The sequence below is a fragment of the Demetria terragena DSM 11295 genome (genome assembly GCF_000376825.1).
Lineage (GTDB): Bacteria > Actinomycetota > Actinomycetes > Actinomycetales > Dermatophilaceae > Demetria > Demetria terragena.
This window is the reverse complement of the sequence record NZ_AQXW01000003.1, coordinates 116,294-136,649: the sequence shown is the minus strand read 5'-3', so window position 1 is coordinate 136,649 and position 20,356 is coordinate 116,294. Positions and strand designations below refer to the sequence as shown.

The following is a 20,356-nucleotide window of genomic DNA, read 5'->3' as shown; positions in this document are numbered from 1 at the left end:
GCGCACCGGACGTTCCCGGATCACTCGCCGTGCGGCACGTCCAGCCCGAGCAGTGCGTTCTCCAGCACTTCGATCATCGCGGGGTGGATCCAGTATTGGCCCCGCGCCATGTCAGCAGCACTCAACCCAAAGTTCATCGCCTGAATGACCGGCTGAATGACGGTCGTCGCGTTGGGTCCCATGATGTGGGCTCCCAGAAGCTGTCCGGTGGCGCGGTCGGCGACCAGCTTGCACAGGCTGGTGGTGTCTTCCATGGCCCAGCCGTATGCCGTGTCGCCGTAGGCCTGCGTCTTGACCGTGACGTCGTGCCCGGCTTCGCGCGCCTGCTCCTCAGTCATCCCGACGGACGCGATTTGCGGGTGAGTGAAGACTCCGGCGGGGACATGACGATGGTTCAACTCGCGCAGATCATCGGGGTGGGTGAGGTTGTGCGCGATCGCGCGCGCCTCGGCGTTGGCCACGTGCTTGAGCTGGTAGGCGTTGGAGGCGTCTCCGAGCGACCACACGCCCTCGGCGTTGGTACGGCCGAACTCATCGACGCGTACCCGTCCGTCGTCGTGGCGTTCTACCCCCGCCAGGTCGAGGCCGAGATCGGCCGTGGCGGGTGCACGGCCAGTGGCCACGAGCAGGACCTCCCCGTCAGCGGTAGTGCCGTCATCCAACGTGAGGTGCACGCCGCGGTCGTCTGACGCGAGAGTGGACACGGTGCGGTTGAGCCGTACGTCCCAGGTGTCCTGAGCGATCTGGGTGAACGCCTCGGAGATCTCGGTGTCTTCCTTGCGCAACAACTGCGCCCCACGGTTGACGATGGTCACCTCGACACCCAGCGAGGAGAACACATGGGCGAATTCCGTGGCGATGAAGCCACCGCCGAGGATCACCATCGAGGCCGGCAACGCGTCCAGCCGCATGACGGTGTCGCTGGTCTCATAAGCCACGCCGGAGGCTTCAACAACCGGAGGAACCGTGGCATAGGAGCCGGTCGCGATGACCACCTGATCGCCGGTGACCTGCTCGGTGACGCCGTCCACCTCGACGGATAGTTCGCGAGGACCGGTGAACGTGGCCGTCCCGAGATAGGCCGTGGTGTTTTGCGCATCCCCGCCTGAGACGCGGTAGTTCTTGCCACCGGCGGCGATCGGGTCAATGCGGCCAAAAACGCGGTCCCGGATATCAGCCCAGCGCACCTGATCGAGGCTGGCATCGACGCCATAGCGAGAGGCGCCCCGGATGGCGGTCGCCACCTCAGCGGCATAGACGAACATCTTGGTCGGAATGCACCCGACATTGAGGCAGGTGCCACCAAACAGCCCCTTCTCAATGACCGCAACCCGCTTGTCGTTGAAGTCGGGTGTCACGAGGGAGTTGCCGGAGCCGGTACCGATGATCACGAGGTCGTAGTGGGTCACAACCGAAACACTACGGCGCGGCGCTGACGGCGTTCACTCGCCTTAGACTCACGTTTCATGACCGGCGAGCATCTCCTGTCGACTGTCTACCCACACCGCTTCTTGCGCGTGCTTGGTCTCACGCTCCTTGTCCTGTGCCTCGGGCTCACCTTCGGGATCGTTGTCGGTTCGGGCGCCAGCGTGCTCGAGGTGGGTCTGGTCACTCTTCTGCTCTTGCCCGTGCTCCTCGTCGGCTGGCACTTGATGTCCGTCCCAGTGCGGGTATGCCTGGTCGCGGAGGACGTCGTCGTCGCGTACTGGCCGACCACCACTCGGATCCCCCGCGCCACCATCACCGAAGTGCTGCCGCGCGACCAGGTTGATGGATACGGCTTCGGTTACGGCTATCGATGGGAAGGACGAGGCCGCCGAGCGGTACGCCTCGGCGGCCCGATGGTCACCATCGTTCATGACGGTGGTCGGCTCGGCGTCAGCGTGCAGGACCCCGACACGGTGGTGAGCGCCCTTACGCCGGAGCCGCCGCGATCAGCTCGTCCATGACCCGGCGTACCGCGACTCGAGCGGCCCGGTCTCGGCGCGCCATGACGAACACGTGGCGTGCGGAGTTGACATCGCGCAGGTGGAGCAGATTCAGCTCCGGGTTCTGACTCGTCGTAAACCTCGCCAGCAGGGCAATTCCCACGCCTGCCGCGACCAGCGCTTCGACCGTACGGTTGTCGCGCACCTCCTGCACGACGTTGGCTTGCTGGCCGGTCATCCGTTCCATCCCCTCCAGCAGCGTGCGAAAGGGATAGCCGGGCGGCGGGGCGATCCACCGCTCGCCCATCACATCGTTGGCTCGAATCGTGCGGCGCCGGCCCCACCGGTGACTGACAGCCACCGCGATGTCGAGCGGCTCACGGACGACTGTTCGCACGACTAGTCCCCGGCGGCGCGACAGGCTCGAATGCATCGAATGAGCCACGACAATGTCGTAGTCGTCGGCGAGCTGCTCGAAGCGCTCCTCAGTCACGTCGAGATCATCGAAACGTACGGTGATTGGCAGTTCGCGCAGTGCGACCAAAACTCCTGGCGCGACGTACTCCAATGCACTCGGCAGTCCAGCGACACTCACCTCCCCGGAAACCTCTCCTCGGAACTCGTCAAGCGTGGATTGTGCTGTCGCAATGGCAGATTCGACGTCTAACGCCGCCTCGGCGAGAAGCTCCGCCTCGTCCGTGAGGCGTATGCCGCGCCCCTGTGGCTCAACTAATCGCACACCGAGGTCACGTTCCGCGGTGCGCAACTGCTGCGAGATCGCCGAAGGGGTGCGGTACGTCGCGGTCGCAACTGCGGCCACACTCCCGCGGTCACGCAGTTCACGCAGCAAGGTCAGGTGCTTCGCGTCCATGAAGTTAGCCTAAGTAATAAGTCAAGAAACATTCGCTAGACCTTTGTACTTCTAGGTCGCAAGATCGAGACATGCCGATCCGTCACCGCCTCCTCGCTGGCCTTGTCGCCATCTTCTGGGGATTGAACTTTCTGGCCATTCACTACTCCCTCGAGCAGTTCCCACCCTTCTTCCTCGTCGCGCTCCGATGGACGCTCATCGCGATCCCCACAATCATTTTGGTTCCCCGCCCAAGGGTGCCGCTGCGCTACCTCATCGGCTATGGCATGGGCTTCGGCGTCCTGCAGTTTGCCTTCCTGTATGCCGCTATGGACGCAGGAATGCCCGCCGGCCTCGCCTCGCTCGTCCTGCAGAGCTCTGCCCCGTTCACCGTTCTGCTCGGGCTCCTGATCGGCGAGCGCCTGTCTGCGCAGCGTGCCGTCGGCATTGTGATCGCCGTCGCCGGACTTGGCATTGTCGGTTCCCAACACCTCGGCGGCGCCAGTTGGCTGCCGTTTCTTCTCACCGTGTGCGCAGCCTTCGGCTGGGCGCTTGGCAACATCTCCAGCAAGCTCGCTCAGCCAGCCAAACCGCTCCACCTGACCCTCTGGATGACCGTGGTCCCCCCGCTTCCCATGCTGGCGCTTGCCCTGCTGGTCGAGGGGCCGGCGCGCATCACGGACTCCTTGCTGGGATCAGGGGACGCCTGGGCTGCCTGGGCGGGCCTGCTCTACACCTGCCTCCTGGGGAGCGTCGCCGGTAGTGGAATCTGGACCTGGCTGATGTCCCGGCACCCGGCGAGCACCGTCGCCCCGTACTCGATGCTCGTCCCTGTCGTTGGACTCACGAGCGCCTGGATTGTCCTGGGCGAGACGGCGAACACCATCGAACTACTGGGCTGCGTGGTCGTGGTCAGTGGAGTCCTGCTGACCTCTCGCACCAGAACAGCGACCGAACCCGTACAACCCGGACATTTCGGCTCTTTGACTTCTCCGTGGTACTTCGACCCCGCTCAGGTGACTGTTGATTCACCAACCACAGAGCAGCGCCTCCGCACCGGACAGCGCGCCGCACGAAGGAGACAACCATGTTGAAATCACAGCGCCTCACCGCCAAGGTCAGCTCACTCGCCGCAGTCGCGGCTCTCTCGATGGGCGGCCTTGGCGCCGCCACGGTCGCCGCCGCTGGGCCGGCGCAGGCCGCCGACTGCGTGAAATCCGCACGGGTCAAGATTGACAAAGGCTTCCGTGGAATCGACTCGGTCAAAGAAGCCCAGTGCCGCCTCAACATCCTGGGCTACGGCCTCAAGGTCGACGGCGTCTTCGGATCCAGCACAGACAAGGCCGTACGCGATTTCCAGAGCAAGAACGGCTTGACCTCGGACGGAGTGGTCGGCAGCAGCACCTGGGCCAAGCTCGTGTCAAAGACCGGCGGGGACTCCGGTAGCACCTCAAGCCGTGACGAGAAGGTCAACAAGGTCATCAGCTTTGCCAAGGCGCAACTCGGTGAAAAGTACGTGTACGGCGCCGAAGGCTCCAGCACCTGGGACTGCTCTGGCCTCACCCAGATGGCCTACAAGCAGGTCGGCATCACGCTCGCGCGCAAGTCGACCTCCCAGCACCAGGGCCTCACCGAGGTGTCAGCTGGCAACCGCAAGGCCGGTGACCTCATCTGGTGGACCGGCAAGACCCACGTGGGCATCTACATCGGCAATGGCCAGTTGATCGACGCCGCGCGCAGCAAGGGGAAGGTGGCGCAACGCAACGTCTACTCCTACGAAGGCAAGTCCGCTCGCTACTTCCGCGTCATCAAGTAGTCCGCGAGCACCTCGAGTGCATCGACCACCTCGGCGTACGACGTCGACAGCGGGGCCAGCCCGAGTCGCAGTCCGTGTGGGTCCCGATAGTCCGGGATCACACCGTCGGCCCACAGGTCGCGGATGATCGACTCAAAGTCCGGGTGAACGATCGTCACGTGTCCGCCTCGTCGCGCAGCATCGCGCGGCGAGGCGACACGCACGCCCCACTCCGACGGCCACGAGTCAACGACCTCAATCGCCAACGAGGTCAAGGCAATTGACTTCTCCCGGACGGCATCAATACCGGCTCTGGTCAACTGCTCAACGCCGACTCTGATCGGCACCATTCCCAGGATTGGCGGCGTGCCGGATACGACCGATCGGATGCCTGGCGCCGGACGATAACCAGGCCCCATGGTGAACGGATCCGCGCGCCCCATCCACCCCTGAATCGGCTGCCGAAGGCGCTCCTGCAGATCGGCGCGGACGTAGCCGAAGGCAGGCGAACCCGGCCCACCGTTGAGGTACTTGTAGGTGCACCCGACCGCCAGATCCGTACCCCACGCGTCGAGTTCGACGGGCACCGATCCGGCCGAGTGGCACAGGTCCCACAGCATGAAGCCTCCAGCCTCGTGCACCAGGCGGGTGATCTCAGCGGCGTCGGCCAACCAGCCTGACCGATAGGCGACATGGCTCATCACCACCAGAGCGGTGCGCTCCCCCACCACGGCAGTCACCTGCTCAGCAGTTACTCCGGCCCCGGGGTCGGTCTCAATCCAACGCAGCGTGCATCCTCTTTCGGCCGCAATCCCTTCCAGGACATAGCGATCCGTCGGAAAATTGTCGGTGTCAAGGACAATCTCGTCGCGCCCGGCCGCCGCTGCATCAACGGCGGCGCGCGCTAGTTTATAAAGCAGCACAGTGGTCGAATCGGCTACGACTGTTTGTCCCTTGGCCGCGCCCAGGGCCGCGGCGGCGACCTCGTCACCGACGCGTTCTGGCCAGCCCATCCACGGCTGGTCGCCTTCTGTCCAGGACCGAATCAGCTCGCTCCCCCATGACCCGGCGACCACGTCGGCGAGCGCCGGCGCAGTCCGAGTCAAGGGCCGCCCCAACGAGTTGCCGTCGAGGTAGGCGCGCAGACGGCCTTCGTGTGCCGGGACGAACTCCGCCCGATATCCCGCCAACGAGTCGGTAGCGTCCAGCGTCGCTGCAAGCGCGCGAAAGTCGGTCATCGTCACTCCTCGATGGTCCTTCAGCCTTGGGCGATCTGCCCGCGCACCGCGTACAACTCGGGAAAGAAGCTCTGCTCCAACGCTTTTCGGAGGAACGGCACACCACTGCTACCCCCGGTTCCGGGTGCCGTGCCGATGATGCGTTCGACCGTCTTGAGGTGTCGGAAGCGCCACAACTGAAAGTTGTCCTCCAGATCCACGAGCTCCTCGCACGTCTCATAAGCGTCCCAATGGGCGTGCGGGTCGGCATAGATCTGGTGCATGACAGCGATGAGGCCGTCGTGCGGTTCGCGGGACAGCGACCAGTCCCGATCAAGCAATTCGGCGGGAACATCGAACCCGCGACTGGCCAAGAGGGCAATGAACTCGTCGTAAAGACTCGGCTCGTCCAGCAACTCCTGCAGCGTCCGCTGCGCTGGTGGATCGTGGTCGAAGACCGGGATCATCCGGGCGTTCTTGTTGCCGAGCAAGAACTCGACCGCGCGGTATTGGTAGCTCTGAAATCCTGACGAAGTCGCGAGAAAGTCTCGGAACTGGGCATATTCGCTCGGTGTGAGCGTCGCCAGCACGGACCACTGCTCGGTCAACGTCGCCTGGATGTGCTTCACCCGGGCGAGTTGCTTGAGCGCATCCGCGAGCCGTCCGGCACGAAAGTTCTCCCGTGCCGCCCGCAACTCGTGCAGCACCAGTTTGAGCCAGAGTTCACTAGTCTGGTGCTGGATGATGAAGAGCAACTCATCGTGCTGGGGCGGCTCGGCCAGCGGAGTCTGCGCGCTCAGCAGTCGGTCCAGCCCCAGGTAGTCGCCGTAGGACATCGCCTGGCGGAAGTCACGGCGTACGCCATCTTCCAGTGGCCGTTCCGGGCTCACCGTGCGCCCCGAGTCCGGTCACGCAGCGTCGCAATATGCGGGGAGACCGATGGGTCCACGCCGAGGCCCAACGCGAGATAGGTCGACAAATAGTCTCCCGCCGCCATCAGTTCGGCCAGCCGCACGACGCTGTGCCCTGGTTCGGCACGCTGCTCGACCACGCGAACGCCGGCTTCTCTGGCTGTTTCCAGCAGCGCGTCGGCCAAGCCCTGCGCCTGTTCCTGCGCCGCGGACGCTTCCGGCTGGTCCCGCAGCATCAACAACCCCAACTTGGGCTGCGCGGGCGCATCGAGGAAGGGGTCGGCAAAGATCCCTGCGGCGGGAGCACCACTGCCACCACCTGCCGTGAAGGGTCCGTCGAAGCACGCCACAACCTGTGAGGCGGCGTGCGGGAGTTCGCCTGAGGTGGCCGGGATCCGCGCCGTGCGCGCCAGCATGTTTCCGGCCCGTCGGGCCGCCACACCAGATAGGGCGTTATCGCCCAGGGTCATCGGCACGGTCTCGGCAAGAACCAGCGCGCCGTTCTTGGCAGGATTGAGGAAGGCCTCGGATGCTGGACGACATTGCTCGGCTTGGTCGTCGAGACGATCGGCCACGGCCGACATGACCTCGGCATCGACATCGACGAGTCGCAGCTGTCCGGCCGCGAGCAGCACCGGGGCCAGCAACGTCCAGAGCGACGTTCGGCTCGACTGACGGCCGCGCCCGATGCCGATATGGACGCCGCGCGCCCGGTGGCACACGTCCGCAAGGGGTGAGTCTTCAGCGCCCACGGTCAAGAGGGCGCACCCGCGACGGGCAGCTTCGGCGGCCAGTGCCAGCGGGCCAGGTGCCCTACCTGACAAGGAGACCGCGACGACCAGGTCGAGTGGGCCGACCCATCCGGGAAGCGGGAGGTCGCGGCGCGCGGTCACCGGGACGGGCGAGCCGGGCTCGGCGAGCAAGTCGAGGATGTCGCCGACAATGGCCGATCCTCCGAGGGCACCCACCAACACCGACCGCGGGCGTTCACCCCACGCAACGCGCTCGACCCCCGCCTCCTCGGCTAAGACGATGGCCTCGCGGACCTGCGCCCCCGCAGTGGCGAGGGCTCGCAGCGTGCCTTGAGAGTCCCGGCGGGCGAGCAGGTCGGCATCGTCCAGGATGGATTCTTCGATGTGCGGCACGTCAGTCCTGAATGATCCGGGCTTCCTCGGCCAACAGCACGGGAATGCCATCCTCGATGCGATAAGCCCGCCGCACCCCGTCTGCGTCGGCTTCGCGAGCCTGCAACTCAGCCTGACCGTCTGGACCTGTCCCATCGACCAGTTCCTGCTGGGTCACCGGGCAGCGCAGGATTTCCCGCAACCAGGGCTCAATCGTGCTCATGCGGATCTCCTTGTAGATCGGAATGATTCAGGACGCTCGGACCGCGCCCAGTGCCGCGTCCCGCACCTGCGCCAGTGTCTCAGCATTATCGGCCTCAACGTTAAGCCGAAGAAGCGGCTCGGTATTGCTGGAGCGCAGGTTCAACCACCACGTCGGGGTGGTGGGATGGGTGAGGGTCAAACCGTCCAACTCATCCACGACGAGCTCACCCTGACTACGCGCCCAGGCACGCACCCGGTCGACCGCAGCCGGGACGTCAGCCACGGTCGAGTTGATCTCGCCGGAGGCGACATAGCGCTCGTAGCCGGCCATCAACTCCGACAGCGTGCCGCCAGACTCCCCGAGTGCCGCCAGCACGTGGAGGGCAGCCAACATGCCGCTGTCGGCAAACCAAAAATCACGGAAGTAGTAGTGCGCCGAGTGCTCCCCGCCGAACACCGCGTCAGCACTGGCCATCTCGGCCTTGATGTAGGAATGCCCCACGCGGGTCCGGACGGGACGGCCGCCGCGCTCGGCGATGATCTCGGGAACGGCTAGTGAAGAAATCAGGCTGTGGACGACGGCCACGTCGCGCTCCCCCGCCGCGCGAGCCCGGGCAATTTCGCGGGTCGCGATCAGCGCGGTGATTGCCGACGGGCTCACCGGTTCGCCGCGTTCATCGACCACGAAGCAGCGATCGGCGTCCCCGTCGAACGCGAGGCCAAGGTCTGCGCCGCGCTCGCGTACCGCCGCTTGCAGGTCCCGCAGGTTCTCTGGCTCGAGCGGGTTAGCTTCGTGGTTCGGGAAGGTGCCGTCGAGCTCAAAGTAGAGCGGGGAGACCTGCAGTGGCAGCGGGTCAAACACGGCCGGGGCGGTATGCCCCGCCATGCCGTTGCCTGCATCGACCACCACCGCCACGGGCCGCGTCGCCGAGAGGTCGACCAAACCCCGCAGGAACGCGGCGTAGTCGCCGAGCACATCGCGCTGCGTGAGGTTCCCGGGCGCGTGGATGGAATCAGCACCGCCCTGATCCAGGAGGCTCTGCGCCAGATCGCGGACCTGCGCTAAGCCGGAGTCCATGCTGACCGGACGTGCCCCCGGACGGCACAGCTTGATGCCGTTGTAGCGGGCTGGGTTGTGCGACGCAGTGAACATCGCTCCCGCCAGGTCAAGGGCGCCACTGGCGTAATAGAGCCCGTCGGTCGAGCACAAGCCGATGAGCGTGACGTCCACGCCCTCAGCTGCGGCCCCCTCCGCGAAGGCGTAGGACAGGCTGGGAGAGCTCTCTCGCATGTCGTGCCCGACGACTAGTCCGGAGCCGCCCTCGGCGCGGACCACGACGCGCGCATAGGCCGTGCCCAGCGCACGAGCCACCTCAGGGTTGAGTTGCGCCGGGACAAGTCCGCGCACGTCGTAGGCCTTGACGAAGTCGTCCAGGCGGGGCTGATCACTCACAGCATTCGACCTTATGTGGGCTTCCGCGGGCGCCGGGCGCCGGTCCTAGTCCTCTGGCAGCAGGCGAAGGTGGCGCCGTCGCCCCGATCCGGCGAGAAGTTCCTCGGTCGCAGCCTCCTGGGCTGCTGGGTCGGGCCGTGCGGCTGGCGCCGGGGTTGGCTGACGTTCGGCGGTGCCCGCGGCGCGGACCGCGTCGGCCAACGCTGACAGGTCGTCCTCGGACGGAGAGGGCTCGCTCAAATCCACCGCCAACTTCACGACGTCCCACCCGCGCGGTGCGGTGAGCCGGGTGGCATGCGTGCTGCACAGGTCATAGGTGTGCGGCTCAGCGAAGGTGGCCAGCGGGCCCAAGACTGCCGTCTGGTCGGCGTAAACGTAGGTCAGCGTCGCAACAGCAGCAGCACCGCAGGCCGCTCGGGAGCAGGTACGGGTGCGGGCTACAGCGCTAGTCACGGGCCTGAGGGTAGGCCAGCACGGTGACAGCCGACGTACGGCCACGCCGTGCACCGCCCGAACTAGGCTGGTGGGGTGCATCCTCCTCGGCGCTCCCCCGCAGCGCCGGCTGCGACCCGACGCGGACGTCGCGACCGCCACGGGCGCGGACCACGCGGACCGTTGGCGTGGCCCCGCGTGCCCGCAATGCGCACTCGAAGAGATGGCTTCGATGAACTCGTGCTCGATGCCCTCGAACGTGTCGAGCATCGTGTCGGGCAGTCTCTTCAACAACTCGAAGTCGCTGTCGAGGACATACCGCCCAGTGACCCCGCTGCGTGGGAATCGGCTATCCCCCTCGGTCGGCTATTCCCTGCCGAAGGACGTACCGCCCCCCGGTTGGTGGTCTACCGCCGCCCGGTGGCGAGCAGAGCGGCTGGCGAGGACGAACTCCGGATGCTCGTCCAGGCTGTCGTCGCCGAGCAAGTCGCGACCTTGCTAGGCATCAATCCGGACGACCTCGAGGACGGCCCGTGAGCAAGGCCACGGACACCCCGTCGTGGGTTGAGGGATATGCCGTCGACGCCGAACCCGTCCTGGTGACGGGCGGTTCCGGAACACTCGGCCGTCAGGTCGTCGCCGAATTGCATCGATCTCAAGTCCCCGCGCGCGTCCTCACCCGGTCGAATCAACCGGAGCCCACTGACGGCGCCACCACCTGGGTCACCGGCGATCTGGGGACCGGCGCGGGTCTGCGCGAAGCCGTCACGGGCGTCCAAGCCATCATCCACTGCGCCACAGACCCCGCCCATGCCAGCGCCATCGACGTCGCGGGCACCCAGCGACTAACCGAGGCGCTGAGCGCGCACACTCCCACCGCGCACCTGGTGCTGGTGAGCATTGTCGGCGCCAGTGCCAACCCGCTGAAGTACTACCAAGCCAAGGTCGCCGCCGAGACGGTCGTGACAGGTTGGGCGGGTCCACACACGATCCTGCGAGCGACCCAATTCCATTCGCTCGTCGAACAACTCACCCACGCACGGGTCGGTCCGCTAGGGCTTGGCCTTGGGGTACGCGGACTGCGGTTCGCGAGCGTCGACCCTGCGCATGTGGCCGTACGCGCGGTCGACGTCGCGCTCTCCGACCCACGAGAAACACCCGTGGAGATCGCTGGACCAGAGACGTTGACTGCACGCGAGGTGGCGGTCTTGACGGCTAGGGTCCGCGGTCAAGCCAGACCGCGCATCGTCCCGATTCCAGCCGTGGGCGGCGTGCTGAGTGCCTTCGCGCGCGGATCGAATCTGCCTGGACCGACCGCTGAGCGCGGCGGACTGACCTACGCCGAGTGGTTAGCCCAACAGGGCATCAGTCGGTAGCGCCGGCCTGGTCCGCTGGGCGTACCGGTGCAGCTGTTGAGCCAGTAGCCATCGGGGCAACGGGTAGAGGTGCACCAGAGAGCAATGGCTGCTTGCCGTCCATACCGTTGACGACCAAGGCGGCCGACACCGGTTTGGCCTGGGGCTCGACCCACACCGAGGCCGCTGAGTCCACCGCCATAGTGCGGGTCTGGCCCGCAACCAGGGCGACCGTGACGGACTTGACGTCGCCGCTGGTCGTGACCGTGGACACCTTCGCTGAGACGTCCTGGTTTCCTGGAGCGGCCAGCACGAGGGTGGCCTTCCCGCCGGGAGTTTTGGGTACCGGAAGGCCCCCGAGGCCTGTCATCGGAGCAGTTGCCGGGCTCCACAGCACATCGGTGGGAGATGACTGCGAGGCGACCTGACGCGAACGCCCAGCGGTCACTACCGGCTCATCGCTGCTCACCCGTATTGCGTAGTTGCCGGGCGGTAGGGACGGGATTCCGATATCGGCGCTCGACCCTGCGCGAACGGTCCGGACGACATCGTCAGGAACATCCGCGCCTTCCGGGCCGATCACTGACAAACGCACGACGGCATCGCGGCCGCCGGGGACGCCAACGCGCACACCGGCGTCACCCTTTTCGGACTTCACCAGGGACGGAATGACCTGGGTGCGAGCTGGGGCCTGAGCTGGCCCCACGGCTTCGGTGCCACGCGCAACTGCTCCCGCGAACCTCGACTCGACCATCGCAGCCGCAACCGGACCGCGCGGCGCGGAGACGCGTACCACCGGCGCCTTGGCCGTGTCATCGATACTGCCCAAGACCACCACCTTGCGTGATCGCGATGGCACCACGACCTGCTGGCGCCCCGACGTTCCGAGCACCGACAGCGTGACCTGCGCCGGGTTGGGCGCCGGGTTGGTGAGCACGATGCGTTCTGCCTGTCCGGCCGCTGCGCCACCCGCCAAAAGATAGGACGTGGACACGGGCGCAGCGCACGGCAGCATCGTGAGTCCCTTGACTGAGGCCGCCTGTTCGACACCCACTTGGAGCGCGGATAGTCCCGGAGCCAAAGCACCCTTGGCGGACAGGTCGATGCCCGCCGGACCATCGATCCGCACTGGCCGCGTGCCACCGCGCGTCGCGATCACACCCGGCACTCGCTGCGCCCCAGGCAAGGTCGTTGCCGTGGCGCTGCCCTCGCCCTTGGGCTCGCTCTCCAACAGGGACGGCGGCGCACTGCCGGTGATGATCGTCGCGGTCTGCTGAGGGTCCGGGACCCCCGGGACCCCCGGGCGGTCCGGACCGGGGCAGACCAACTCAGAACGGCCGACTGTGGCCACATCGGACCGCGCGGGAGGTGTATCGCTGGCTTGCGCCAGGTCAAGGCCACCGTCGACCTGACCCGCGCCCCATACCAGGCCAACGCCCGCACCAGCGAATGCGACCGCGCGCGCGGCGCGGGCCACGAACCGTCCCATCCCGCTGGTCATGCGCGCCTCCGTGATCGGGCGTTACCGAACGGAATCGCCAGGAAAACACAGGCGGCAAGCGCGGCGCCTTGGGCCCACCGCCAGGTGGGAAATGCCGTCGCCGGTGCGACTTCGAGTTGGCCGCCTTGAGCGGGAAGCGCATATCTCGGCGTCGCGCCCGGCAGGCGCTCCAGGGCCGCACCGTTGAGCGTCACGGTGGCATCCCAGCCCCAACCTGGTGCCTCGGCAATCTGCAAGATCCGACCTGCGGGGCCATCCGAAATCGACTGCGACGTACGGGCATTGGGGTCGTCCATGGGCACCGCCGCGAGCAACTCATCACCGCGCGTAATGCTCAAGCGCGACACCGGGACGGATTCTCCCTGGCTCGTCGGCTGCACTCGCCACAGCGAATTCGCCGAACTGCTGGCCATGGGCGACAACCCGTCGGTGCCCGCGAGCGCCGTCGTCACCACGGTACGGTCGCCAGGTCCGGTCACGCCGATGAAACCCACCGCCAACTGGCCCAGTTGGGTTGGCACGGCAGCATCGCCGCTCGCCCCAGCAGCGAGGATGCTTTGCACCGTTGACTCGATGAGACGATCCGAGCGCCGCGGGACGTCAAGATCGCGTGCGGGCGCGCCCCGCTCACGGCCGTCCAAGCGATAGGTCACCGCGCCGCTCTCGCTCACATTAAGGGTGAGCATCCGGGTCGCGCGCGAGCCGTGCGCCAGGTGCGCGGCGACCCCTGGCGTGGGTGGTGTCGCCTCCGCCATCGACCGCACCGGCTGTTGCCAGGCGGGCACCCCGATGACCGCCGCGGCCCCGACACCCGTCAGGACCAAAAGGACAGCCAGCGAGGCATGCGCCCACGCCGAGCGCTCCACGAGTGGGCGACGGAATGTTGGACCGACCACAAGCAAGCCAAGACCCAGCAGCGCCGCCGCCATGACATCGAGCGGGACGCCCGCCCAGGGCATCCGGTCAACTCCATCGAGGGCGGTCACGGTGATGTGTGGGGCGGCGAGTGCGGCGGCAAGGCCTAGCAGCGCAGCCAGGGCCAACCCGGCCATCGCCCGCGCCTGTCCCCGCGCGGGAACAAGAAGGGCCAGGACTCCAAGCGCCAAGAACGGGGCCGTCCACCAGGTGACGTACGAGCCGGGGCCACCAGGGTGCGCCAAAGCTAACTGCCACCCTTCGGGTGCGCTCACCGACGTGAGGGCACCCGGGCCGGCAAGGAGCGCCCGAGGCTCCTCCACTGCGCGCACGAAGGTCCACGGTCCGAGCAACAGCCAAGGGCCCACCAGCACCAGCGCCCCACGACCGCGCGCCCAGCCCTGTCCCAGCAGCACGACGCCAAGGGCGATGAAGGACGTCAGGATCAGGGCCAAGGGCGCGAAGGCGCCCAAGACGGCAGCAACGAACACCGTGCCGAAGGTGCTCGGTGCACCAGCCTTCCGACGGGCCACGGTCAGCGTTCCGGCGAGCACGAGCGGGATCAGGATGTGTGCGACGACCGGGCCGAGTCGCCCCTGGGCACTGGCGGTCGTGACCGTCGCCAAACCGGCCCACACCAGACCAGCAACAGCACGAGGCCACGGCGCCTTCGTCGCCGCGCGGCCGGCCAGATAGGCGGCGAGTCCCGACGCTGGAATGGCGCCAATGAGCACCCACGCCACCACGGTGGCTCCGGAGGTGGAGTCCTCCACCCACGGGAGTATCTCCGCGACGCGGGCCAAGAATGCGAGAACGGGGAGGAAGGGCTGCTCGGGGTTCATCGCACCCAGACCAGGGCCACTCCAATGATCCCGCCACAGCCGCCAGATGCCCTCGGCATCCGTGCCGAAGGGCAAGAGTTGGCCGCCGCTCAGGCCATCGGCAGAGCCGCGGACGACCCCCGACCCAAGAAGCGGTCGCCACCGCACCACAGCAGCAACCGTCAGGGCCAGGGTCAGCCACAGACCGGGGTTAGTCAGCGCGCGCGCCGTCAGACTGCGCCGATCGGCGCTCACGGTGCGGGGCGGGCTGTCGAGATCGGGTTCGGGTGTGAGCGCCACGAGTACGGCGTCCCATGCATCGCGGATCGCGATGCTCGTAGGAATAAACAGTGCCTCAAGGTGGCGCCGCCGCGTCTCGCCCCGACCACGGAACCGGCGCCGGGCGCTCACGATCTTGCCGACACCCAGCGGTGCGGTGGCCTGTGCTGCTTCGGCCACGGCCCGACGCGGACGCTTGAGCAGCAGCATGACGACAGCGACAAACACGCTGCTCAGGGCCACCCACAGCGCCGCAAAGGGCAGCGCGATGAGCGAACATCGCGCCAACGCCACCTGACGGTGGCGACGCAGTGTTCGGCCCGAACGCGGTCGCGGGCGGTCAACATCGCCCCGCCCAGGGCGATGTTCACCAGGCTTATCGGCGTTGTCCTCGACCAGCGCCTGCTGCACTCGAGCGGTCGGAATCACCACCACCTGAAAGCCCAAGAGGTGAGTACGCCAGCACAGGTCGAGACCGTCACCATCGCCATCGAAAGCCGGGTCAAAACCCCCCAGCGTCAAATAGACATCACGCCGGATCAACATGCCTGCGCTGCTGACCGACAGAACGTCGCGACGCTCGTCGTGCTGTCCCTGGTCGGGTTCGCCTTCGACGTGAGCGCCGACGTGGCGACCCGTCCGGGTCAGACCAAGCCCGACGTTGATGAGATGGGTCGGGCGTGCAGCCTCGACGACCTTGCACCCGGCGATGCCCACCCGATCGGAGCGCGCGGCCTCGCGCATGAGGGCGCGCAAGGCCCCTGGGCTGGGTGCTGAGTCCTCGTGGAGCAACCAAAACCATTCGCGCTTGTCCCGAACGCGTACGGTCCGCTGGCGCGCGCGTTCCCGCGGACGCCTGGTGACGACCAGGTCTTCACCGGGTCCAGGCAACGCATCAACCGCCGTGTCGACGATCTCAGCGAACGGGGAGCCTGGCGGCACCACGACAACGGATAGATCGGGAAAGACCGTGCGCCATGGCGCGTCCGCATCACCGACATCACCGGCGCCTGCGTCAATCGCGGCACGTATCGCCCGCTCGGGGGTCGCGTCGATGACGACTAGACGTTCGGGTCGCTGCACCTGCCTGGACAACGCGCCCAAGGTGTCGGCGAGCCGCGGATCGTTGGGATCCTGGACCACCAGCAAGGCCGTGACGGTGACGGGGGTCGGGGAGGAATCGACCTCTGCCCGCCAGGCTGTGTGGTCTGGGGATGCGGCGGGAGGCGTTGTCGCTATCGCCATCGCCTCTCACCTGCTGATGTCGTTGAAGTGGCTCATAGAGCACAAAACTGATGGGTCCGCGACCCCCGCCGCGGGCCGTGCGGCGCGATCGTCAGACCGCGCGCTTCTTGAGTTTGCGACGCTCACGCTCGGACAGACCACCCCAGATACCGAACCGCTCGTCGTGTTCCAGCGCATATTCCAGGCACTCGGCCTTGACCTCGCAGCCCACGCAAACCTTCTTAGCCTCGCGTGTCGAACCTCCCTTTTCGGGGAAGAATGCTTCAGGGTCAGTTTGTGCGCACAGCGCTCGCTCTTGCCACGACAGTTCCCCGTCGTCGTCGAGCGCATCGTCGTGCATGCTGATCAAGCTCAGCTCGTGCACGGCTCCTCCTCGCGATCGCACTTTGTGTCTTCGGTCGTGCTGCAGCGCAAACTACAACGCTGTTATTACACTGCGGTAGTTCACGATTCGTCAAGCCTGGGAATCTCCGGAAGGCTGCTGCCATGCACATCACTGCACTGACCGGAGGGGTCGGCGGGGCTCGTTTCCTGCGCGGTCTGCTTCACCACCTTGACCACCGCGACGATGGCCCGCACGACGTCACGGTCATCGGAAACACTGGCGATGACATCACGCTGTACGGCCTGCGGGTCTGCCCCGACCTCGACACGGTGCTCTACACCTTGGGCAACGGCGTGCATGAGCAACAGGGCTGGGGACGCCAGGACGAGACCTTCGCCGTCCAAGAGGAACTGACCGCCTACGGCGTCACTCCCCAGTGGTTCCGGCTGGGAGACCGCGATATTGGCACCCACGTGGCGCGTACCCAATGGCTCAACCAGGGAATCACCTTGTCCCAGGTCACCGAGCGGTTGGCACAGCGATGGGGGTTGCCCGAGCGCGGCGTACGCCTCCTCCCGATGACTGACGTGCCCGTCGAGACTCACGTTGTAGTTGAGGCTGATGGTGAGCAACGGGCCATCCACTTCCAGGAGTGGTGGGTTCGCCACCAGGCCAAAATCCCCGCACAGCGCTTCGTTGTGGCCGGACTAGACCAGGCCAACGCGGCACCGGGCGTCCTAGATGCCCTGCGCTCGGCCGACGTTGTCCTCCTGCCGCCGAGCAATCCGGTCGTGTCGATCGGCATCATCCTGGGTGTTCCTGGCGTTCGGGACGCGCTCCGTGGCACCCCCACCCCCGTCGTCGGAGTGTCTCCCATCGTCGGTGGTGCACCGGTGCGCGGGCACGCCGACGCTTGCCTGGCCGCACTGGACCTCGAGCCCACCGCGAGCGCAGTGGCCGGCCTGTATGCCGATTTCCTACAGGGCTGGCTGGTCGATACCGCCGACGCCGATCTTCAACTCCCCGCTGGGCAGGAGGCGGTGGTCCGCTCCCGGCCCCTGCTCATGACCGATCTCGATGCCTCCGCCAACATTGCCGGCGCGGCGCTCGACCTCGCTGTCGAGCTGGCCCCACGATGACGGTCCTGGAGGTTCGTCCGATCCTCGGCGTTCCGGAAGTCAGGGGCGGCGACAACGTCGGCGACCTCCTGATGCGTGCCTTGACCGCCTCAGGTGAGGCTTTAGTCGAGGGCGACATCCTGGTCGTGACGAGCAAGATCGTCTCCAAGGCCGACGGGCTACTCGCCACCGACGCCGAACGCACCGACCTGGTGTTGCGCGAGTCTTCACGGGTCGTGTCCGAGCGATCGACCTCAACGGGCGTCACCAGAGTTGTGGCCGCACTCGCCGGTCCAGTCATGGCCGGCGCGGGAATCGACGCCTCCAACGTGGGTGACTACGAAGCGCTGCTCCTCCCCCACGACCCCGATGGCGCTGCGCATGTCGTACGAAGTCAGCTCCGGGACGCGGGTGCCCCTGACCGGGTCGGCGTCGTCCTGAGCGACACCGCTGGCCGCCCGTGGCGGGGTGGGCTCACCGATTTCGCGCTAGGCCTCGCCGGCATTCGCGCCCTTGACGATCTGCGCGGCGCTCATGATGTTGATGGCCGAGAAATGGCGGTCACGATCCGGTGCCTCGCCGACGAGATCGCCGCCGCCGCCGACCTGGTCAAAGGCAAGGTCGAGGCCGTCCCGGCAGCGGTCGTACGCGGCCTGGGCACCGTGGTGGTCACCGAGAACGGAGATGCTGCCCGCAATCTGGTGCGCGCCGGTCCAGAGGACTGGTTCGCGTTGGGGCGCGCGGAAGCCGTTCGTGATGCGCTTGGCATCACCGCGGGCTCGGATGCCTCGACGTTCGTTGGAATTGAGTCGGTCCATCCCGAGTCATTGAGCGAACGCATCGAGCGGGCGCTCCGGGTCGCGGCGTACTCCGAGACGGACACCGTGCAGTGGGAGGTGAACGGTGCGGACCTCACCGGGACATCCGACAACTCGCTGCTCTTGGGACGCTCCTGGGCTCGCGTCGAGGTGGCGTTGGCCGGCGAGCGTCTGACGACACAGGTCCGCGATTCCCGGCCACATCAGGTGCTCCTCACCGTGCGGGAGCGCTGAACTGACCTACGCAGGCAGGTGGGTGGGAAGGCTCAGCCGTGGACCGCGCCTCGGGCGGCCACGGCCAGAACGCCCGATGAGTCGCTGCACCCGAAAGCGATGACCCGCATAGGGACGCAACAGTTCGAGCATCCGGGCATCATCACCCACCGTGCCTTCGAGGGCATAGGTGATGTTCTTCGCGACGTGATAGTCGCCAACACTGACGGCGTCGGCGTCGCCGAGAGCACGCTGCGCTACCTCCGCGACCGTCCACGCCCCGATCCCGGGCACCGCCCGCAGCCGTCGGTGTGCGTCAGCCAGCGGCAGGTCGACACATTCATCAAGTCGGTGCGCGACACGCAGCGCCCGCATCACCGTGTCCGAGCGTTGAGCATCGACGCCAGCGCGTAGCCACTCCCAGGACGGGATCTGCCGCCACCCTTCGACCGTCGGCGCGACCATCAGGCGCAGCGTCGCGCCAGGACCAGGTGCCACCTCGCCATAGGTGCGGACCAAGCGCCGGTAGGCGGCAAACGCCTGGGCGCCGGTCACCCGTTGTTCGAGGATGACCGGTACCAACTCGGGCACCACCAGACCCGACCTGGGCACCCGGTCGTGGGGATGCTCGTGGTGTAGCCGCCGCAAGAGTGGATGGGACGGGGCAAAGCCGCTGGGGTCGTCCCGGTCGCCAAGCAAGGCGGGCGCTTGACGTATCGACCACCCGGCTCCCGGGCCCCATGCCCGGAGATGCACGACCTCGGCTGCGGGCTGGTCGATCCGTAGCGTGGCAGGGCCCTCGGGCGTGCGCTGACCTAGCAGAATCGCGGACCCGTCGGCCGCAAACGTTGGATCGCCAGGCCCCCGCCGCATCGGGCCGATGATCGCTCGGAGTGGGACGACGCGCCCTGGGGCGTACGTCACCTCCGCTGCGGGCGACTCCGTCACGTACGCCGGAAGGTCAGGAGAGCCAGGCCGACGGGACGGTCTTGGTGTTCTGACTGTGCTGCGCGCGCCCGGGCCGCGTCCTGCAGGTCGAGGTTCCCGACCGTTGCCAAACCTTGCTCACCAGCGCGCGCCATGAATGCTCGTAGGTCGGCCACCCCGAGCCCACCGGTACGTTCGGGGCCCAGTTGCACGGTGGAACACACGAGGCCGCCCTTGCGCACCGCGCGACTAGCGTGTGCCAACTCGACATCAAGGTCGGCAGGGTCGACCGTTCGCGGGTACAGCAGCGCGACCAGGTCAGCAGCGCCAGCGTCGATGCGCTCCCCCACGACCTCGGGCTCCGCCACATCAAGAGCGACCGGCGCAAAGCCCGCCGCCGTGGCCCACCGGCTAAAGACCGAGCGCGGACCCGACGCATCGATCACGACGGCGCGACGACGTCCGTCGTCGGCGACCTGGATCAATGCGGCCAGCGCACCGAGAGCGTTCCAGGCGCTCACGCTGTCCATCGTGCGCGGCAATCCGAGCGATCGCGCCGTGCGCCGCGCCTGCGCAGCCTGGGCGCCGTCGACGAGGATCCCGGTCGTCGCGACACCAGCCAGGTCTGAGGCCAGCAGGGTGATCTCGTCGCGCTGGCGCGGCAGTCGACTCGCCGTGCCGCGCGCTACCTCCCCGGCTCGACGCACGGCACGGCGCACACCGGGTCTGGTCGCCAGGCGCCGCACTTCATCACCGGCCAGATCGGCCGCGCGGGCCATCCGGGAGGCGGGACTAACGGGCGGGCTTGCCGGGCGCGTACGTCGTGATCGGGAGGTACTGCTCACGTCATGAGCCTAACGGCTGAGGCTGACAACACACTCGATTGACTGACGAGTTCGGTCAGACCATCCGTGCGCTTATGCTC

At 67.0% G+C, this 20,356-nt stretch carries 20 protein-coding genes; 7 read left to right on the top strand and 13 right to left on the bottom strand.

Annotation, left to right across the window (positions count from 1 at the left end):
• Nucleotides 1-20: 20 nt before the first annotated feature.
• Complete coding sequence (mtr, locus tag F562_RS0102540) at nt 21-1,409, bottom strand: mycothione reductase (RefSeq protein WP_018155352.1); 1,389 nt, start codon at nt 1,407-1,409, stop codon at nt 21-23.
• A gap of 57 nt (nt 1,410-1,466) precedes the next feature.
• On the opposite strand from mtr, the gene F562_RS0102535 reads away from it, so the two are divergent.
• On the top strand, nt 1,467-1,949 hold the full coding sequence (locus tag F562_RS0102535; RefSeq protein ID WP_018155351.1) for a hypothetical protein: 483 nt from the start codon (nt 1,467-1,469) through the stop codon (nt 1,947-1,949).
• Here the strand turns inward: F562_RS0102535 and F562_RS0102530 are convergent.
• A complete protein-coding gene (locus F562_RS0102530; RefSeq protein ID WP_018155350.1) occupies nt 1,915-2,799 on the bottom strand; it encodes a LysR family transcriptional regulator in 885 nt (294 codons plus the stop codon). The genes F562_RS0102535 and F562_RS0102530 overlap by 35 nt on opposite strands.
• Before the next feature lie 71 nt (nt 2,800-2,870).
• On the opposite strand from F562_RS0102530, the gene F562_RS0102525 reads away from it, so the two are divergent.
• Together F562_RS0102525 and F562_RS17800 are read left to right on the top strand one after the other, a co-directional pair.
• A complete protein-coding gene (locus tag F562_RS0102525; RefSeq protein WP_018155349.1) occupies nt 2,871-3,872 on the top strand; it encodes an EamA family transporter in 1,002 nt (333 codons plus the stop codon).
• Nucleotides 3,866-4,594 (top strand): C40 family peptidase, encoded by a 729-nt coding sequence (locus F562_RS17800; protein ID WP_018155348.1) that lies wholly within the window; start codon nt 3,866-3,868, stop codon nt 4,592-4,594. Before F562_RS0102525 ends, F562_RS17800 begins: the two co-directional genes overlap by 7 nt.
• Here F562_RS17800 and F562_RS0102515 read toward each other — a convergent pair.
• The 6 genes from F562_RS0102515 to F562_RS0102490 are packed head-to-tail and all read right to left on the bottom strand — an operon-like array spanning nt 4,573 to nt 9,935.
• Nucleotides 4,573-5,811 (bottom strand): kynureninase, encoded by a 1,239-nt coding sequence (locus F562_RS0102515; RefSeq protein ID WP_018155347.1) that lies wholly within the window; start codon nt 5,809-5,811, stop codon nt 4,573-4,575. The two genes, F562_RS17800 and F562_RS0102515, sit on opposite strands and share 22 nt — an antisense overlap.
• 20 nt (nt 5,812-5,831) lie before the next feature.
• Nucleotides 5,832-6,626 (bottom strand): tryptophan 2,3-dioxygenase, encoded by a 795-nt coding sequence (locus F562_RS0102510; RefSeq protein WP_245553608.1) that lies wholly within the window; start codon nt 6,624-6,626, stop codon nt 5,832-5,834.
• Between the two features lie 50 nt (nt 6,627-6,676).
• A complete protein-coding gene (locus F562_RS0102505) occupies nt 6,677-7,846 on the bottom strand; it encodes an SIS domain-containing protein (RefSeq protein ID WP_018155345.1) in 1,170 nt (389 codons plus the stop codon).
• A gap of 1 nt (nt 7,847) precedes the next feature.
• Complete coding sequence (locus tag F562_RS0102500; protein WP_018155344.1) at nt 7,848-8,048, bottom strand: Trm112 family protein; 201 nt, start codon at nt 8,046-8,048, stop codon at nt 7,848-7,850.
• A 27-nt stretch (nt 8,049-8,075) separates the two neighbouring features.
• Nucleotides 8,076-9,482 carry a phosphomannomutase/phosphoglucomutase gene (locus F562_RS0102495; RefSeq protein ID WP_018155343.1) on the bottom strand — a complete coding sequence of 469 codons (1,407 nt, stop codon included), beginning with the start codon at nt 9,480-9,482 and terminating at the stop codon, nt 8,076-8,078.
• A 45-nt stretch (nt 9,483-9,527) separates the two neighbouring features.
• Nucleotides 9,528-9,935, bottom strand: coding sequence for a DUF3499 domain-containing protein (locus tag F562_RS0102490; RefSeq protein WP_018155342.1), 408 nt, complete (start codon nt 9,933-9,935; stop codon nt 9,528-9,530).
• Between the two features lie 186 nt (nt 9,936-10,121).
• Here F562_RS0102490 and F562_RS0102485 point away from each other — a divergent pair, with 186 nt between their 5' ends.
• A complete protein-coding gene (locus F562_RS0102485; protein ID WP_018155341.1) occupies nt 10,122-10,451 on the top strand; it encodes a metallopeptidase family protein in 330 nt (109 codons plus the stop codon).
• Nucleotides 10,448-11,290 carry an SDR family oxidoreductase gene (locus F562_RS0102480; RefSeq protein ID WP_018155340.1) on the top strand — a complete coding sequence of 281 codons (843 nt, stop codon included), beginning with the start codon at nt 10,448-10,450 and terminating at the stop codon, nt 11,288-11,290. Before F562_RS0102485 ends, F562_RS0102480 begins: the two co-directional genes overlap by 4 nt.
• Here the strand turns inward: F562_RS0102480 and F562_RS20015 are convergent.
• The 3 genes from F562_RS20015 to F562_RS0102465 form a co-directional block, all read right to left on the bottom strand.
• Nucleotides 11,280-12,770: a DUF5719 family protein gene (locus F562_RS20015; RefSeq protein ID WP_018155339.1), complete on the bottom strand. Its 1,491-nt coding sequence runs from the start codon at nt 12,768-12,770 to the stop codon at nt 11,280-11,282. The two genes, F562_RS0102480 and F562_RS20015, sit on opposite strands and share 11 nt — an antisense overlap.
• A complete protein-coding gene (locus tag F562_RS0102470) occupies nt 12,767-16,030 on the bottom strand; it encodes a glycosyltransferase (protein WP_018155338.1) in 3,264 nt (1,087 codons plus the stop codon). Before F562_RS0102470 ends, F562_RS20015 begins: the two co-directional genes overlap by 4 nt.
• Before the next feature lie 91 nt (nt 16,031-16,121).
• On the bottom strand, nt 16,122-16,370 hold the full coding sequence (locus tag F562_RS0102465) for a WhiB family transcriptional regulator (RefSeq protein ID WP_156822512.1): 249 nt from the start codon (nt 16,368-16,370) through the stop codon (nt 16,122-16,124).
• A 146-nt stretch (nt 16,371-16,516) separates the two neighbouring features.
• On the opposite strand from F562_RS0102465, the gene cofD reads away from it, so the two are divergent.
• Both cofD and cofE read left to right on the top strand, forming a co-directional pair.
• Nucleotides 16,517-17,494, top strand: coding sequence for a 2-phospho-L-lactate transferase (gene cofD / locus F562_RS0102460; RefSeq protein WP_018155336.1), 978 nt, complete (start codon nt 16,517-16,519; stop codon nt 17,492-17,494).
• On the top strand, nt 17,491-18,525 hold the full coding sequence (gene cofE, locus F562_RS17780; protein ID WP_018155335.1) for a coenzyme F420-0:L-glutamate ligase: 1,035 nt from the start codon (nt 17,491-17,493) through the stop codon (nt 18,523-18,525). Before cofD ends, cofE begins: the two co-directional genes overlap by 4 nt.
• A 6-nt stretch (nt 18,526-18,531) precedes the next feature.
• On the opposite strand, the gene F562_RS0102450 is transcribed toward cofE, so the two are convergent.
• Together F562_RS0102450 and F562_RS0102445 are read right to left on the bottom strand one after the other, a co-directional pair.
• Nucleotides 18,532-19,452 carry a DNA-3-methyladenine glycosylase family protein gene (locus F562_RS0102450; protein ID WP_018155334.1) on the bottom strand — a complete coding sequence of 307 codons (921 nt, stop codon included), beginning with the start codon at nt 19,450-19,452 and terminating at the stop codon, nt 18,532-18,534.
• Complete coding sequence (locus tag F562_RS0102445) at nt 19,449-20,276, bottom strand: hypothetical protein (protein ID WP_156822484.1); 828 nt, start codon at nt 20,274-20,276, stop codon at nt 19,449-19,451. The genes F562_RS0102450 and F562_RS0102445 overlap by 4 nt, the downstream gene beginning before the upstream one ends.
• Between the last annotated feature and the right edge of the window lie 80 nt (nt 20,277-20,356).

Coding starts and splice junctions, on each gene's coding strand:
- F562_RS0102535 (WP_018155351.1), top strand. CDS start 1,467: ATGACCGGCGAGCATCTCCTGTCGACTGTCTACCCACACCGCTTCTTG.
- F562_RS0102530 (WP_018155350.1), bottom strand. CDS start 2,799: ATGGACGCGAAGCACCTGACCTTGCTGCGTGAACTGCGTGACCGCGGG.
- F562_RS0102525 (WP_018155349.1), top strand. CDS start 2,871: ATGCCGATCCGTCACCGCCTCCTCGCTGGCCTTGTCGCCATCTTCTGG.
- F562_RS17800 (WP_018155348.1), top strand. CDS start 3,866: ATGTTGAAATCACAGCGCCTCACCGCCAAGGTCAGCTCACTCGCCGCA.
- F562_RS0102515 (WP_018155347.1), bottom strand. CDS start 5,811: ATGACCGACTTTCGCGCGCTTGCAGCGACGCTGGACGCTACCGACTCG.
- F562_RS0102510 (WP_245553608.1), bottom strand. CDS start 6,626: ATGTCCTACGGCGACTACCTGGGGCTGGACCGACTGCTGAGCGCGCAG.
- F562_RS0102500 (WP_018155344.1), bottom strand. CDS start 8,048: ATGAGCACGATTGAGCCCTGGTTGCGGGAAATCCTGCGCTGCCCGGTG.
- F562_RS0102485 (WP_018155341.1), top strand. CDS start 10,122: ATGCGCACTCGAAGAGATGGCTTCGATGAACTCGTGCTCGATGCCCTC.
- F562_RS20015 (WP_018155339.1), bottom strand. CDS start 12,770: ATGACCAGCGGGATGGGACGGTTCGTGGCCCGCGCCGCGCGCGCGGTC.
- F562_RS0102470 (WP_018155338.1), bottom strand. CDS start 16,030: ATGGCGATAGCGACAACGCCTCCCGCCGCATCCCCAGACCACACAGCC.
- F562_RS0102465 (WP_156822512.1), bottom strand. CDS start 16,370: ATGCACGACGATGCGCTCGACGACGACGGGGAACTGTCGTGGCAAGAG.
- cofD (WP_018155336.1), top strand. CDS start 16,517: ATGCACATCACTGCACTGACCGGAGGGGTCGGCGGGGCTCGTTTCCTG.
- cofE (WP_018155335.1), top strand. CDS start 17,491: ATGACGGTCCTGGAGGTTCGTCCGATCCTCGGCGTTCCGGAAGTCAGG.